Origin of the sequence: Chlorobaculum parvum NCIB 8327 (assembly GCF_000020505.1) — a bacterium.
GTDB lineage: Bacteria > Bacteroidota > Chlorobiia > Chlorobiales > Chlorobiaceae > Chlorobaculum > Chlorobaculum parvum_A.
Window position 1 is genome coordinate 79,207 of sequence record NC_011027.1, and the last position, 14,755, is coordinate 93,961.

The window sequence follows — 14,755 nt, forward strand, 5'->3', positions numbered from 1 at the left end:
TTTCGTTGCAAACGTCAGGCGATCCGTAAGCGACTGAAATGGCGCTTACGGAGGAGGCAAGGCGGAACTTTCGCCAGGGGGTTCCGCCCGTCGCATGGTTGCGGTGCCTGTGATTTTGAGCTGTACGGGGTCAGCCGATAAGCTGCTTTGCTGTTTCGCGGGCCCATTTGTCCGCCTGAATATACTCGTCCAGCGTGACCGGTGTCCAGGCTTCGTGCGCCTGCATGGTTTTGTCCACCGTGTCGGCAATGGCGGTGAAGCCGATCTTCTTGTCAAGGAAGGCTGCAACGGCAATTTCGTTCGCAGCGTTCAGCACCGCCGGATAGGTCTGGCCCGCTTTGAGCGCGTCGAAAGCAAGGCGCAGGGCTGGGAAGCGCTCCATGTCGGGCTCTTCGAAGGTGAGCGTGCCGACTTTGGCGAGGTCGAGTTTGCCGATGCCGGTTTCGCAGCGCTCGGGGTACGAGAGGGCGTAAGCGATGGGGGCGCGCATGTCCGGAACGCCGAGCTGGGCGATGACGCAGCCGTCGAGGTACTCCACCATTGAGTGGATGATGCTCTGCGGATGCACCACCACGCCGATCTTTTCAGCGGGCATGTTGAACAGCCAGTGCGCTTCGATCACTTCGAGGCCTTTGTTCATCAGCGTGGCCGAGTCGATGGTGATCTTCGCGCCCATTGACCACTGCGGGTGCTTGAGGGCCTGCTCGGGGCCGACGTTTTTCAGCTCTTCAGCCGGGGTCTTGCGGAACGGGCCGCCGGAAGCGGTCAGGATGATGCGATCGATGTCCTCCGTGCGATGGCCGACCAGCGACTGGAAGATTGCCGAGTGCTCGCTGTCCACCGGCAGCAGCTTGACGCCGTGCTTTTTGACGAGGTCGGAGACGAGCTGACCGGCAACCACGAGGGTCTCCTTGTTGGCCAGCGCGATGTCTTTTCCGGCTTCGATAGCCCTGACGGTCGGAACCAGACCTGCCGCTCCCACGATGGCCGAAACCACCATGTCGGCACCATCGACGGACGCAACTTCGGCAGCGCCGTCGAGGCCGCAGAGGATTTCGGGCTTGTGCTCGCCGAGCAGACCTTTCAGGCGCTCGCGAGATTCCTCATCACGCACCGAAACCAGGGAGGGCCTGAACTCCGCGATCTGCTGGCTGAGCAGTTCGACATCGTGGCCTTCGGCAAGCGCGGCAACAGAAAACCTGCCGGGATGCCGCCTGACGACGTCGAGCGTGCTGAGTCCAATGGAACCTGTACTGCCGAGAATGGATAACGATTTCATGGTCAATGACATTGGCGTGAAGAGGGACAAAATGCACCGCTGAAAACGGATGGTCCTGATAAGTCAGGATTATCCCATTTCGGGGCGGCACCCTGAATTTGAGACGGCCTGAATTTATGCTTTTTCGGCGCGCCGTACAAACAAAGCGTTCCCTGGCGGCGGGGAAAATGGCCGATCCGGTTTGTTATCTGTTGAAAATGTGTTATACTGTCAGCCCTTTTCGATGGGCCTCTAGCTCAGTTGGTTAGAGCAACTGGTTTACACCCAGTAGGTCGGGGGTTCGAATCCCTCGGGGCCCACTCGCTTCTTCCGCTTTCCTTCCCGTACCAATTATCCCCGATCCCCGTTTCATGCGCGTCCCATGTTTGTGGCGCTGTTGCGTCGCTCGCGACTTGCCTGTGGGCGCCGGATTGCTCAGTAGCGGATCGAAAAATCGTTTTCGGCGTTGTCGGGAGCGATTTCGCGCACGGCAATCGAGTTGACCTGCGAGCGTGACGGGCCGATGCGGGCCTGTTTGACCAGCTCATCCACCATGCCGGCGTTGCCTTGCGCTTCAATTTCGACCGTGCCGTCCGGCAGATTTCTTGTCCAGCCAGCCAGATTTCTGGCGGAGGCTTCGCGATGGACGAACATGCGGAAACCGACGCCCTGCACCAGCCCCCGCACGATGATGTGTACCCTTTTTTCCGTCACACTGCTCAGTTCGACGAGAGGTTTCTCGACTCCTTGAGGCGCTGAACGGCGGCCTCGAGCTCTTCAAGTTCCCTGTCGGACAGCGTGGCCGATTCCGGTTTTGTCTGCGGTGCGTCGGTTGCCGGTTCCGCGGTGGGGTCGGCTGCCGGAAGTTCGATGTTGTTCTGGCACTCGAGGTGCTCGCTGAACTTGCCGGCCGGGCGTTTGCCGAGAATCTCCTCGATGCGGCAGTACTGCACGATCTCCTTGGAGAGCAGTTCTTTGGCGAGAGTTTCGAGTTGCTCGCGGTTTTCGCTGAGCATCTTGAAGACCTTGTTCCGGGCTTCCTCAACAATCGATTTGACCTCAAGGTCGATCATCCGGGCCGTTTCATCGCCATATTTCTTGTCGAGGCTGGGCCCGCCTGTATAGGGATTATTGCTGTCAACAAACGACAGGTAGCCGATCTTGTCGCTCATGCCGTAGACCATCACCATGTTGTAGGCGATTTCGGTAACGCGTTCAAGGTCGTTCTGCGCACCGGTCGAGATCTCTCCGAACACCACCTCTTCGGCGATCCTGCCACCGAGCAGGCCGCAGATCCTGGCAATCAGCTCGGCTTTGGTCATCAGGTAGCGGTCTTCGAGCGGAATGTTCAGCGTGTAACCAAGCGCGCTGACGCCGCGCGGCACGATCGATATTTTCTGGACGGGATCGTTCTCCGGCATCAGCCAGCTTACGATGGCGTGTCCCGCTTCGTGGTAGGCCACGATCTCTTTTTCTTTCGGATTGATCACCTTGTTCTTCTTTTCAAGACCGGCGATCACGCGCTCAATGGCATCCTCAAAATCCCTCATCTCGATGCTCTGTTTACCACGGCGCGAGGCGAGCAGGGCTGCTTCGTTGGCTGCGTTGGCTATTTCAGCGCCTGCAAAGCCCGGTGTCTGCGAAGCCAGCGCCTTGAGGTTGACGTCACCGGAGAGCGAGAGCTCTTTGGTGTGCACCTTGAAGATGTCGATACGGCCTTTCAGATCGGGTTTGTCCACCACGATCTGGCGGTCGAAGCGACCAGGACGGAGCAGTGCCGTATCGAGCACGTCTGCGCGGTTGGTCGCGGCCATGAGGATTACACCCTTGTCGGTGGCAAAGCCGTCCATCTCGACCAGAAGCTGGTTCAGGGTGTTCTCGCGTTCGTCATTGGCGCCCATCATGAAGCCCTTGCCACGGCTGCGGCCTACGGCGTCGATCTCGTCGATGAAAATGATGCAGGGGGCTTTCTCCTTGGCCTGCTTGAACAGGTCGCGCACTCGCGCCGCGCCGACGCCGACGAACATTTCGACGAAGTCCGAGCCGCTGATGCTGAAGAACGGCACGTCCGCTTCACCCGCCACCGCTTTGGCGAGCAGGGTCTTGCCGGTGCCGGGAGGGCCGACCAGCAACACGCCCTTGGGGAGCTTGCCGCCGAGCTTGGTATATTTTTTCGGATCTTTCAGGAAGTCCACGACCTCCATGACCTCGCCCTTTGCCTCGTCAAGTCCGGCCACATCCTTGAAGCTGATGCGGGTGTGCTCGTCGAGGTTTTCATACAGCGCGGCCTTGTTCTTGCTGATGTTCATGAACTGCGAACCGGGGCCGCCCATGCGGCGGAACATGAAGAAGTAGATGCCGATCAAGAGACCGAACGGCAGAATCCACTGCAGCAGTTCGCCGATCCACGAGTTTCCGGGAATTGCTTCGTACTTGATGCCGCTCGACTCGAGCAGCGGAATCAGGCCTTCGTCCCGCACGGGATTGACCGTTACCTCTGTCTCCGGCTCATTGGTTGATGCGCCCGGGAGCGTGAGCTTTGGTTGCTCCTGTTGCTTGTCAGCAGCGGGAACAGTCCCGTCCTTTTTGAGGTTGACGTAGATCTTCTCAGGTGCGATTTTGACCGATTCGACCTTGTTCTGGAGGATCAGTTGACGAAATTCGCTGTACGGAATCTCTTTGGTCGAGCCTGACCAGAAAAATGCGAGTTGGAAGCCGATGAGCAGCAGAATCACTGCCATGTAGTAGAATATCGAAAAACGGGGTTTGCGTGGCCCGTTATCCTGCTCGTTATCGTATGGATTGTTCAGCTTGAAAGGATTGTTTGCCATCGAAAGCACTCATGATTAAAAAAGGCATAGCCATCGTTCACTGTTGACCGGCGCTGAATTTGCGGAGGCGGCTGCCTTGTCGACGAACTCCGCCGGATCTGATGTGAATCTCAATATACTATTCTTCGGATTTACAAGATACATAACTGACAGTGATAAATGTGCTCCCTCTGCTAATAGTTTCCCGTAGTCCGGGTCGACCGGTCTTGTGCAGCGCAGTTTCTTCGCTTCGTCTATCATGTTGCATCATGTATATTGCCATGACAAAACAGCGTCAGGGTTAACTATTTTTTGGGTTTTTATTCCAGGTATGAATTCATCAAGGAACAAGGCAAACGAAAGAATTGCTTCGCTGCGCTCGATGCTCTGTGTAGGGCTTGATAGCGATCCGGCGAAAATTCCCGCTCTTTTTCAGTCGATGCAGCATCCGGTGCAGGAGTTCAACCGCGCCGTGATCAGAGCGACGCGCGATCATGCGGCTGCCTACAAAGTCAATACCGCATTCTACGAGTCGCGAGGGCTTGCTGGAATGCGCGATCTCGAAGAGACGCTGCAGGCGCTTCCGCCGGAGTGCCTGAGCATTGCCGATGCCAAGCGCGCCGACATCGGCAACACCAGTCGACAGTACGCGAAGGCCTTTTTCGAGGCGTGGCCGTTCGATGCCATTACGGTGGCGCCCTACATGGGCTTCGATTCGCTCGAACCCTTTTTCGAGTACGAGGACAAGCTGGTGTTCGTGCTCTGCCTGACCTCCAATCCCGGTTCGCGCGATTTCGAGGAGCGGATTGTCGAGGATGGTCGTCCTCTTTATCGTTCTGTGCTTGAGCGGGTCAGCGCCTGGCAGCGCAACGGGAACGCAGGTGTCGTGGTTGGAGCCACCAAGCCTGGCCTGTTGCAGGAGCTCCGTCGAGACGCGCCCGACCTGTTTTTCCTCATTCCGGGGGTTGGCGCGCAGGGCGGTTCGATGCAGGAGGCGGTTTCGCACGGGGCTGATCCGGAAGGCCGGAGTGCCGTGGTCAATGTGAGCCGCGCCCTCATCTTTCCGGATGGCGAGTTCAGCAGCGTCGAGCAGTTCGAGGCGGCGGTGAACCGGGAAGCCGGGAAGCTGCATGAAAGTATGATAGGTATGTTGTGATTTTAGTGTGCAATAACATAGATATATTGGGCAAGCCTCCGGTTGATACCGGCGTCTTGTCTGCATGAAAACGTAATCAAGGAATTGGAATATGTGTGGCATTATCGGCTATATCGGTAAGCGTGAAGCGGCTCCGCTGCTTCTGAATGGTTTGAAACGTCTTGAATACAGAGGATATGATTCCGCCGGCATGGCGGTCATGAACGGTTCGATGCAGGTGCTCAAGCAGAAGGGCAGCGTCGGTAATCTCGAAGAGCTGCTGAACGTTTCGGGCTCGGTCATGCTCGGGGCTACCATCGGCATCGCGCATACCCGATGGGCGACGCATGGCGACCCGAGTGACCGGAACGCTCACCCCCACATGAACATCTCCGACGACATCGCCCTGATTCACAACGGCATCATCGAGAACTATACGACCCTGAAAAAAGAGCTGATCTCTCAGGGGTACGAGTTCGAGAGCGATACCGATTCCGAGGTGCTGGTGCATCTGATCGACCGCGTCTGGAAAGCCGATCCGTCGATCGGGCTGGAGGGAGCCGTCCGCCAGGCGCTTCGGCATGTAGAAGGTGCGTACGGCATCTGCGTGGTCTCTTCCCGGGAGCCCGACAAGATTGTGGTGGCCCGCAAGGGAAGCCCGCTGGTGATTGGCCTGGGCGACGGCGAATATTTTATCGCCTCCGACGCAGCGCCGATCGTGGAGCACACCAACAAAGTGGTCTATCTGCTTGATGGCGAAATGGCTGTGGTGACCCACGAAAACTACACGGTCAAGACTATCGAGAATGTCGAGCAGGAGAAACGGGTCACCGAACTTGATTTCAGCCTTGAAAAGATCGAGAAGGGCGGATTCGAACACTTCATGCTCAAGGAGATTTTCGAGCAGCCCGAGGTGATGCGCGACGTCATGCGCGGCCGCATTCGCGTCGATGAGGGGCGGGTGCAGCTTGGCGGCATCGAAGATTACCTCGACAGGCTCAAGCAGGCCAAGCGTATCGTGATCTGCGCCTGCGGTACGAGCTGGCACGCGGGGCTGATCGGCGAGTACCTGATCGAGGAGTACGCCCGCATTCCGGTGGAGGTCGATTACGCGTCGGAATTCCGGTACCGCAACCCGATTGTGACCGCCGACGATGTGGTGATCGTCATCTCCCAGTCCGGCGAAACCGCCGATACGCTGGCCGCGCTTCGCCTTGCCAAAGAGAAGGGCGCGCTGGTGATGGGCATCTGCAACGTGGTTGGCTCGACGATCGCCCGCGAGACCCTGTGCGGCATGTACACCCATGCAGGGCCGGAGGTGGGCGTGGCCTCGACCAAAGCCTTCACGGCCCAGGTGATCGTGCTTTTCATGCTCGCCATGGCGCTCAGCAAGGGGCGCACCATTTCGCAGGAGGAGATCAAGCTCAATCTGCGTGATCTGGCCGATGTGCCGGAAAAGGTTGCGCGGATTCTGGAACAGAACGACGTTATCAAAGAGCTTGCCGCCAAACTCAAGGATGCACGCAACGCGCTCTATCTTGGCCGTGGCTACAACTTCCCGGTTGCGCTCGAAGGAGCGCTGAAGCTCAAAGAGATATCCTACATCCACGCGGAAGGCTATCCCGCCGCCGAGATGAAGCACGGGCCGATTGCGCTGATTGACGAAGATATGCCGGTGATCGTCATTGCCACCCGCGACAACACCTACGCCAAGATTCTGAGCAACATCGAGGAGGTGCGAAGCCGCAAAGGCCGCGTTATCGCCATCGCCAGCGAGGGCGACCGCGAGATCGCCGAACTCACGCCCGACGTGATCTACATTCCCCAAGCATCCGCCGCGCTGCTGCCGCTCCTGACGGTCATTCCGTTGCAGCTGCTCTCCTACCACGTGGCCACCATGCGCGGTTGCAACGTTGACCGCCCCCGTAACCTCGCCAAATCGGTGACGGTGGAGTAGGGCGACTGGCTGTTATTTGCTCAGGCCTGAAATAAAGCCGGCTCCGCAGATGGCGAAGCGCGGGCATCAGGCCAGTATCGAGAGAGCAAAAAAAAAATTGACAATCACATGCATTTGGCGGTTTAAAATCGCCGAAAAGGTACCGGCTTGATTTCTTGCTCACAGGAGCGGGGCTTTGCCTGGCCCCTTGGCCACTCCGGAGCTGGAGGTCGAGGACACGATCAGGAATCTGATGCCGATCATTCTGGGCGTAGCGAAGAATCCAGAGCGCTTTGTTGCTGTAACAAAATGGATGCTTCATGACGCTGCGCTTTATTCAGAACGACAGAATCATCTGTCCACGTTATTGCTGAAACTGCGGGTTTCGGCAATTGGCTGGGAGCGACAGCTCCATGAGCTTGTAATTCCATTTCTAAAACAACTATGCATCATCATCGGGCTTGTGGCATGTCAGTCCGTCATTCCCGCGAAAGCGGGAATCCATGTGCTTTTTCCAGATTCTGGATTCCCGCCTGCGCGGCAATGACGAGGATACGGCATTTTATTGATGCATGAATGATCTGTAATTGTAATAAGGCACTCATTAGTGTGGCCTACGTCATTTCTTGAAAAGACTTTTCGGAATGACTATAGGCGCATTTCCCACCCCAAATCCTCCTCTTCAAACAACTCGTTAGTAGAACGAGATGCTCTCCATCATTGGGCAGAACGGGTTCATTCTGAATTGCTTGCCCTTTAACTCCGGCAGATTTAATAGTTCTTGGCTTTTTTCGCTGTTCGAAGATGCTTCGATACGCAAAAGCGTGCAATGAAATGAAATACGTGTACCATGCAAAGGCCCAGGCGACGAACTATGACTTGTCGCAATACGCTAAGGCGTGCAATGAAATGAAATAGAAACCAGTACTTGAATCACTCAAACGATACGCAAAGTTGTCGCAATACGCTAAAGCGTGCAATGAAATGAAATGTTGCAGGCGTGGCGAGACGGCTTTTCCGTCGAAGGGTCGCAATACGCAAAAGCGTGCAATGAAATGAAATCATTGGATACGTAACTATCAGGGGGCGGGAATACCGATGTCGCAATACGCTAAAGCGTGCAATGAAATGAAATGTATGCTGATGTGTCGCTGCCGGAGCTTCAGAGGGAGCTGTCGCAATACGCTAAAGCGTGCAATGAAATGAAATTTTCGGGTTTGTGATTCCGTCAGGTACGGTGTCAGAGGACGGTCGCAATACGCTAAAGCGTGCAATGAAATGAAATCAGAATGCTATCGATAGCATCGATAGATAGCGTCCGACAAGTCGCAATACGCTAAAGCGTGCAATGAAATGAAATCGTCGGTGATGATGGAACGCAGTATTGGCCAATCTTCATGTCGCAATACGCTAAAGCGTGCAATGAAATGAAATCCGTATGTCAATTACCGCATCCACGTGGTCGGCACTGGTCGCAATACGCTAAAGCGTGCAATGAAATGAAATCGTGGTATTTCGAACTGACGAGGCGGCTCGAAAGGGTCGCAATACGCTAAAGCGTGCAATGAAATGAAATTATCGAGATCGGCACGCTCATGGGCGGCCTGACGAAAGGGTCGCAATACGCTAAAGCGTGCAATGAAATGAAATCCCTTGCCTAACCCTGACGATTGTCCGGTAATTCCAGTCATGTCGCAATACGCTAAAGCGTGCAATGAAATGAAATCCCCTGTCTGCAGAACGCCGAATATCGTCTGCATTTGGCTGCTGTAATACGCTAAAGCGTGCAATGAAATGAAATAATGAAAAAAATGAACATCGCCACTCTCTTTTTCCTGCGCTGTAATACGCTAAAGCGTGCAATGAAATGAAATCACTCCACCATATCCGAACGCACCAAACCACCCGGATAGTCGCAATACGCTAAAGCGTGCAATGAAATGAAATCGCCTACGCATTTCGCCTCGCGCTTATATCGGTAGGCATGTCGCAATACGCTAAAGCGTGCAATGAAATGAAATAGTCCCCTTGAAAATCCTTGACTGGTGCGGCTTTACGGAGCCTTGTGCGTAGGATCTCCGATTTTCAGCGATGCCAATGAACATGAGGCTTGTTATCACATATTTTTAACAGCCGTATCTCCAATTATTATCGTTGGTTAAGTAGTCTGCGGACAATCAGCCAGCCGCTTATCTGCCATATCCTTTTACTGAATAACAACTTAAGGCGCTTTTCAGGTGTTTTCAGCGATGCTCAGAATTATCCTCCGCATTATCTGCTGACCCGGTATGGCTCGTACACCGGGCGCTTCCCTTCAAGGACCTCCTTGAGCTTGTGCACCTGGTGTTCCATGTGCCGCCGGATGTTCATCGCCTTTCCGGTTTCCTGATCGACGGCATTTTCCCACATCCGCCGCTCGAAAACGGTCAGAAACGTTTTCCTTGCCTTGTCTGTCAAAAAACAACCGAGTCTGTCTTTATGATAATAAAAATCCTTGTTCCTCAGAATTCCCTTGTTGAGCATGTACAGCGCCAACGAATCGATAATGGTTCTGAACTCTTCGACAAGATCGTTGATGAGCGCTGGATTTCCTTTGTCTTCAGCATGAAGAAAGCCGATGTAAGGGTTCATGCCTTTCATCCGCACGAGAGAAAACATGTTGGTGTGCAGCAGTGAATAACCAAAACTGAGCAAGCTGTTGACCGGGTCGGTCGGAGGCCTGCGAACACGGCGGAACGCTTCGGTATAAAACGGAAGCTCTTTTTTGAACAGGAGTCCAAACAACTCGAAGTACAGCGCGGCAGCTTTTCCCTCAAAGCCTCTCAACGCATCCATGCTTTCGCACCTCTGCGCATGTCCGGCCAGCGCACTCAAAGCGCCAAGATGGTTATCGAACCGCTCTTTCAGTTCGCCGTTATGCTCCCATGCCATAGCCCGGCGTTTGCGAATAAGGGTGCGGGAATTGCGGATTTTTGGGTTGCTTATTGATATATCTTAGTTTTGTATCGCTGGGCAATGAACAGCCAATAATAACCAACGACTTTTCCAAAATGCAGGAATTGTTGAGCCAACTGACCATTTCAGAGTGGGCGATCATCATCTCTGGTATCAGTACTATTGCCGTGGTGTTTCAACAAGCGCTTGAACTCATCTTTACCAGAAATATTCCGTGGCTCATCCGGTTGCTGCAAAAAGGCTGGCGCTGGTTAAAACGCCTCGTGCGAGGTCGTTTAACGGGAGTGCGGACCCTGATACTCAATTGCTCCGGACACCCGGTTCACCCCGCGCAGAAAAGCGCCATCGAAAAACTGATGCACTGGCAGGACGCCGAAGTGCTCGATGTCGAGCTGGGCAACGTGCCCGAAGACCGGCATTTCGTTCCGTCAATCGAAAAAGCGATTGACCGGCTCGGCCTGACCTCGAAGGAGTGGGAACAGCCGATAGTAGTCATCCCGGCAGGCTACCCGCCCGCTTGCTCGGCTATTCAGTCAATCCTGCACGGCAGGCTCGGCCACTTTCCCGACGTCGTCCGGCTCCGACGCGTCGACCCGGTTGACGGAGTGCGCTACGAAGTTGCCGAAATCATGCCCCTGCAACAATTGCGGCACGATTCGAGGGGAAAACGGTGATGGTCAGCATTTTTTAGTGTTGATTAAGCCGGGAAAAAAGCGTAAGCTGATAAGAGTGCTTATGTTCGACCTCTGATGAGATGATGACCAAGTACGCGCAATCCCCGCTCAGCCTTTCAGCTATGCCTCGATGGTAACTCCCCAAAGGGTATGAGTATCCCCGACCCTGATCTGCGATTTTCGGTAGAACGACTTTTTGCCTTTTTGTAAGCGCATTATTCTGTACCGTTATGTCGAGTCAGCATCCAGTCATCGAATGTGGAATCCGGCTTCTGAAATCACCAGAAGGAGAACTCAAAACCGGATGGACAGAGCAGGGCGGCAAAGAGCTTGCGGAAGCCTGCTCACTGCTGAACATCAAGCTTGATGAGCCTCTGACGCTTCAAGCGCTGCAATCTGTCTTTCTGGAAGAGAACTCTCCGGAGGCTGCGCCAATGTGGTTTAAGCCTTGCGAACTCAAAGCCGGACCACTTCCCGCTCTCGTTGAAACCCCAGAACCCGACCAACTCACTCTCCGAAACACCCTCCAGGGCCTCCGCCAAACCGGCAATGGAGAGGCGGCTTTTTCCGATCCGTTGACAGAGCTGGAACACTACGGCAGTTTCATTGCCACCTCTGCTCACGCCTCAACTCCCCTTTTCGACCTCTTCAAAAGCCTTGCCGCCCTCTACGACTGCCTCAAACAGGGCACTCCTGAAACACCATGCCTTATGGTGAGTTGCGACTTTTCAGGCATTCAGGACACCGTGTACACCATCACCTCCAAAGGTGCGCTCAAAACCCTGCGGGCGCGCTCGTTCATGCTTGAGCTGCTCTGCGAACACCTGATCTACGAAATTCTTCACATGGCACGCTCTGACCGTCACGCTGTCATCTATTCCGGTGGTGGAGGCTTCAGCCTATTGTTGCCCAACATCGAACAATCGCACGACAGCGATGGGGGGATCATCGAAAAAATCGAGGAGTACAGAGAGACCATCAACAAGTGGGCGTTGAAAGAGTTTGAAGGGCGGCTCTTCATCGCTCTCGACGCAAAGCCTTTTGATAAAGAAAAGCTTCGCGACCAGGCATCGTTCCAGGAGATACGTCAATCCCAAGCCGACGCGCTTGATCGCCTCAAACGGCGCAAATTCAGTGACCATCTTGAGACGCTCTTCACTCCGTCAATGCCGGAACAAGTAACGGTAAAGAAAGAGTGCCAGATAACCCATCGGGACGATCTGACCGATGATGAGATGTTCGACCTCAACGAGCTAAAAAAGTGCGTCTCCATGGCATCAGTGGATGCCGACAAGCGTGACAGCGACGACTACCTCTGGGTCTCGGAAAGCTGCTACCACCAGTTTAAGCTTGGCGACAAGCTGGTTGGAGCCACCGGCATCTTCAGATACACAACCGCCATTGACCGCTCAAAAAACCCCGGCACCCTCGTGCTGCCCAGCGCTTCTGGCGGGATGGTCTCTTACACTGTCGAAGAGGTCGCCGACGCCACTCCGGCGACTCAATGGTCGATCAACTCATGGGATGGCCAGAGACTCTTCCTCTACGCCAACTATGTCAGAAAGCATGGTGAGCTCTCAGCCTACGCAAGGCAGGAGGAGAAAGAGCAGTTACTCGAAGAGGGTAGGAGGTCTGTCAAGGCTGACGACACCGCCTCCTTTGCCGGTCTTGCCGCGAGCTCCTGCGGTGCCGACCTCATTGGCGCACTCCGCATGGATGTCGATAATCTCGGGAAGCTCTTCAGCAGCATCAGCAACATTGCCCAGCTCTCAGCACGCTCACGAATGCTGAACCTTTTCTTCAAGCTCCATCTCAACCACATCTGCGCAAACCGCTCTTTTGATCTTCTCAAAAAAAATCAAGCAGAGCACGAAGAGTGGGGTAAACCGGGGCGCAATGTCTCGATCATCTACGCCGGTGGTGACGACCTCTTCATTGTGGGGGCGTGGGATGAGACCGTTGAGTTGGCCTTTGATATTCAGGAGGAGTTTGAGTGTTTCACTGCCGCCCTTCCCAAGGGAGCGAATGGAATCAGCGGCGGCTTGACGCTCCACCAGCCGAAGTTCCCGCTTTATCAGATGGCCCGCCTCTCAGCCGAAGCCGAAGCGTACGCAAAGGGTGATCGTGACGCCGAAGAGCTTAAGCCAAAGAAAAACCGTATTTCGCTCTTTTACGACCACTCAAAAGTGAACCGAAAGAGGCGGCTTGGGGACAGAGAGCTGTCGCAGCGGTATATGCTCTCTATGCAGTGGGGGCTGGCCAATGCGTTTCTCCGCTCGTTGATGAAGGTGTATCAACGCTGCTTTAAACAAACTGCATTTCAGAGCGAAGAGAGAAAGGGAATTGAAATTGAAAAATTCAGCTACGGCACCATTGAAAAGTGGTTTGCCGTTATCAAAAAATATCAGCAAAGCAATCAACTCTACCTGCCTACAATGGCTCGGGTTATGAAAGATGTCGAACGAGAATTTTCTGACGACGACAAAGACGATAAAGACGACAAAGCTGAGCTGTTCAAAAATCTGGTTTCCTATCTCTACACAACAGAAGAGAACAAAAGAAACTGGATATCTCACTTGCATATCGCACTCAACTGGCTAACCTATCTCAGGAGAAAAGTATAATGGCAGGAAAAGAGTTTGATTTCATTAAAGAGTTGGGAGAGTTGCCAAAACTGGACGAAGTAAAGAAAAGGCTGGAAAGAGTAAACACCTTTTCCTCTGCCTCTTCAGAGATAAAAGAAAGCTTGTATCTCTATGCTGCAGCCATTGCCAAACAGATGAGTGCAGATGTCACTCCAACTCAGTTGCGACGTTATTACAGCTATATCAAGTCAATTGAATTAGTCAACAGAGATCAAAAAGATGATGCTCCTCAAATAATTGACAAGTACAAGCTGAGCTTTCTTCTGCCAAAAATTGCAGGAAGCAGCGAAAGGAAGAAATTAGAATCGTTGTACGATGTCATGAAGGTATGTCTTTCAAATAACAATGGAGGCAAAATCAAGACTGTAGCTGATCTTCGTCTCTTCGTTGAATTTTTTGAGGCGATTCTTGACTATCATGCCTCAATAGAAAAGAGTGTAAACCACAACTAATCAGGAGAGTTAGTGATGAGCGATCCAAAACAGCCAAAAACGATCAAGCTCTTGGGCTATGTCAAAATATATGGTGAGATCGAAGCAGTCACCGGCCTGCATATCGGCGGAACCGCTGACGCTATCGACAAGGGAGGAATCGATTCACCTGTCATCAAAAATCCGATAACAAATGAACCATACATCCCGGGCAGCTCGCTCAGAGGACGAATGCGCTCCCTGCTTGAGAAGAAAAATGGGAAACCATTGACAGAGATGACAAAAGGCATCTGGATGGAGATTTATGAAGATGACAAGAAAGAAGATGCTGAGGATGGCAACAAAAAGAAGGCAAAAGACTCAGAGGTGTGCCGCGTTTTTGGCAATGCGCACACAGGACTCCCTTCTATTTTGATTGTTCGGGACGCACTTTATACAGAAGAGACAAAAAATAACGGTTACATCGAGTCCGATCTACCGGTAACGGAAGCAAAGATGGAGATTGCCGTTGACAGGATAACTGCCCAGGCATTGCCCCGAACCATCGAGCGGGTTCCATCAGGAGCGCGGTTTGATTTTTCAATGGTGTACAGGGTTCAGCAGGACGAAAATCACCCAAACCCGACCGATACTCTCGAAAAAGACTTGAAGAATATTCTTGAAGCGCTCAAAGATATTGAAGAGTTTGACGGACTTGGAGGCAACACCGCACGGGGACATGGCCAGGTAAAATTTCACCTGAAGCCGTTGCAGGTTACCGTGTTGGAACCAAAGCAGCAATCATCAGAAATTCTGGGTGAGAATCCTGATGCGAAAGGCTTTTATGACCTCAAAAAGATGGCAACCAAGGGTGCGAAGGTAGCCGGGGAGTTTGGGCCTGCACCATCGAAAGCTCCAACTACATGAGATCA

At 53.5% G+C, this 14,755-nt stretch carries 12 protein-coding genes, 1 tRNA gene and 1 CRISPR repeat array; of the genes, 9 read left to right on the forward strand and 4 right to left on the reverse strand.

Features of this window, described 5'->3' with window-relative positions; translation table 11 throughout:
- Positions 1–130: 130 nt before the first annotated feature.
- Positions 131–1,279: a 1-deoxy-D-xylulose-5-phosphate reductoisomerase gene (locus CPAR_RS00360; RefSeq protein WP_041466077.1), complete on the reverse strand. Its 1,149-nt coding sequence runs from the start codon at positions 1,277–1,279 to the stop codon at positions 131–133.
- A gap of 225 nt (positions 1,280–1,504) precedes the next feature.
- Between CPAR_RS00360 and CPAR_RS00365 the strand changes: the two genes are divergently transcribed.
- Positions 1,505–1,578: transfer RNA gene (locus CPAR_RS00365), tRNA-Val, on the forward strand.
- A gap of 115 nt (positions 1,579–1,693) precedes the next feature.
- On the opposite strand, the gene CPAR_RS00370 is transcribed toward CPAR_RS00365, so the two are convergent.
- Positions 1,694–1,972 (reverse strand): acylphosphatase, encoded by a 279-nt coding sequence (locus CPAR_RS00370; RefSeq protein WP_012501335.1) that lies wholly within the window; start codon positions 1,970–1,972, stop codon positions 1,694–1,696.
- 5 nt (positions 1,973–1,977) lie between these two features.
- Positions 1,978–4,089 (reverse strand): ATP-dependent zinc metalloprotease FtsH, encoded by a 2,112-nt coding sequence (gene ftsH / locus CPAR_RS00375; RefSeq protein WP_012501336.1) that lies wholly within the window; start codon positions 4,087–4,089, stop codon positions 1,978–1,980.
- A gap of 310 nt (positions 4,090–4,399) precedes the next feature.
- Here ftsH and pyrF point away from each other — a divergent pair, with 310 nt between their 5' ends.
- The 4 genes from pyrF (at position 4,400) to CPAR_RS11400 (ending at position 7,899) form a co-directional block, all read left to right on the forward strand.
- Positions 4,400–5,224, forward strand: coding sequence for an orotidine-5'-phosphate decarboxylase (gene pyrF, locus CPAR_RS00380; RefSeq protein ID WP_012501337.1), 825 nt, complete (start codon positions 4,400–4,402; stop codon positions 5,222–5,224).
- A gap of 91 nt (positions 5,225–5,315) precedes the next feature.
- A complete protein-coding gene (glmS, locus tag CPAR_RS00385) occupies positions 5,316–7,160 on the forward strand; it encodes a glutamine--fructose-6-phosphate transaminase (isomerizing) (protein WP_012501338.1) in 1,845 nt (614 codons plus the stop codon).
- Between the two features lie 232 nt (positions 7,161–7,392).
- The gene (locus CPAR_RS00390) at positions 7,393–7,686 is read left to right on the forward strand and encodes a hypothetical protein (protein ID WP_156773330.1); all 294 of its coding nucleotides are present in this window, start codon (positions 7,393–7,395) and stop codon (positions 7,684–7,686) included.
- A 45-nt stretch (positions 7,687–7,731) separates the two neighbouring features.
- Positions 7,732–7,899 (forward strand): Tn7-like element transposition protein TnsE, encoded by a 168-nt coding sequence (locus CPAR_RS11400; protein ID WP_408610141.1) that lies wholly within the window; start codon positions 7,732–7,734, stop codon positions 7,897–7,899.
- Between the two features lie 46 nt (positions 7,900–7,945).
- A CRISPR array of direct repeats spans positions 7,946–9,161; the repeat unit is 36 nt; unit sequence GTCGCAATACGCTAAAGCGTGCAATGAAATGAAATC.
- Between the two features lie 249 nt (positions 9,162–9,410).
- On the opposite strand, the gene cas1 is transcribed toward CPAR_RS11400, so the two are convergent.
- A complete protein-coding gene (gene cas1 / locus CPAR_RS00395) occupies positions 9,411–10,130 on the reverse strand; it encodes a CRISPR-associated endonuclease Cas1 (protein ID WP_083762327.1) in 720 nt (239 codons plus the stop codon).
- A gap of 59 nt (positions 10,131–10,189) precedes the next feature.
- Here cas1 and csx15 point away from each other — a divergent pair, with 59 nt between their 5' ends.
- The 4 genes from csx15 (at position 10,190) to csm3 (ending at position 14,750) form a co-directional block, all read left to right on the forward strand.
- Positions 10,190–10,768 (forward strand): CRISPR-associated protein Csx15, encoded by a 579-nt coding sequence (gene csx15 / locus CPAR_RS00400; RefSeq protein WP_012501340.1) that lies wholly within the window; start codon positions 10,190–10,192, stop codon positions 10,766–10,768.
- A 230-nt stretch (positions 10,769–10,998) separates the two neighbouring features.
- Positions 10,999–13,392, forward strand: a complete 2,394-nt coding sequence (gene cas10 / locus CPAR_RS00405; protein ID WP_012501341.1) for a type III-A CRISPR-associated protein Cas10/Csm1 — start codon at positions 10,999–11,001, stop codon at positions 13,390–13,392.
- Positions 13,392–13,865 carry a type III-A CRISPR-associated protein Csm2 gene (gene csm2 / locus CPAR_RS00410; RefSeq protein WP_012501342.1) on the forward strand — a complete coding sequence of 158 codons (474 nt, stop codon included), beginning with the start codon at positions 13,392–13,394 and terminating at the stop codon, positions 13,863–13,865. Before cas10 ends, csm2 begins: the two co-directional genes overlap by 1 nt.
- A 15-nt stretch (positions 13,866–13,880) precedes the next feature.
- Complete coding sequence (gene csm3, locus CPAR_RS00415) at positions 13,881–14,750, forward strand: type III-A CRISPR-associated RAMP protein Csm3 (RefSeq protein ID WP_012501343.1); 870 nt, start codon at positions 13,881–13,883, stop codon at positions 14,748–14,750.
- The last annotated feature ends 5 nt before the right edge of the window (positions 14,751–14,755 follow it).

Excerpts from the sequence above, each read along its gene's own strand:
- CPAR_RS00360 (WP_041466077.1), bottom strand. The coding sequence starts at position 1,279 with ATGAAATCGTTATCCATTCTCGGCAGTACAGGTTCCATTGGACTCAGC.
- ftsH (WP_012501336.1), bottom strand. The coding sequence starts at position 4,089 with ATGGCAAACAATCCTTTCAAGCTGAACAATCCATACGATAACGAGCAG.
- pyrF (WP_012501337.1), top strand. The coding sequence starts at position 4,400 with ATGAATTCATCAAGGAACAAGGCAAACGAAAGAATTGCTTCGCTGCGC.
- glmS (WP_012501338.1), top strand. The coding sequence starts at position 5,316 with ATGTGTGGCATTATCGGCTATATCGGTAAGCGTGAAGCGGCTCCGCTG.
- CPAR_RS00390 (WP_156773330.1), top strand. The coding sequence starts at position 7,393 with ATGCCGATCATTCTGGGCGTAGCGAAGAATCCAGAGCGCTTTGTTGCT.
- csx15 (WP_012501340.1), top strand. The coding sequence starts at position 10,190 with ATGCAGGAATTGTTGAGCCAACTGACCATTTCAGAGTGGGCGATCATC.
- cas10 (WP_012501341.1), top strand. The coding sequence starts at position 10,999 with ATGTCGAGTCAGCATCCAGTCATCGAATGTGGAATCCGGCTTCTGAAA.
- csm2 (WP_012501342.1), top strand. The coding sequence starts at position 13,392 with ATGGCAGGAAAAGAGTTTGATTTCATTAAAGAGTTGGGAGAGTTGCCA.
- csm3 (WP_012501343.1), top strand. The coding sequence starts at position 13,881 with ATGAGCGATCCAAAACAGCCAAAAACGATCAAGCTCTTGGGCTATGTC.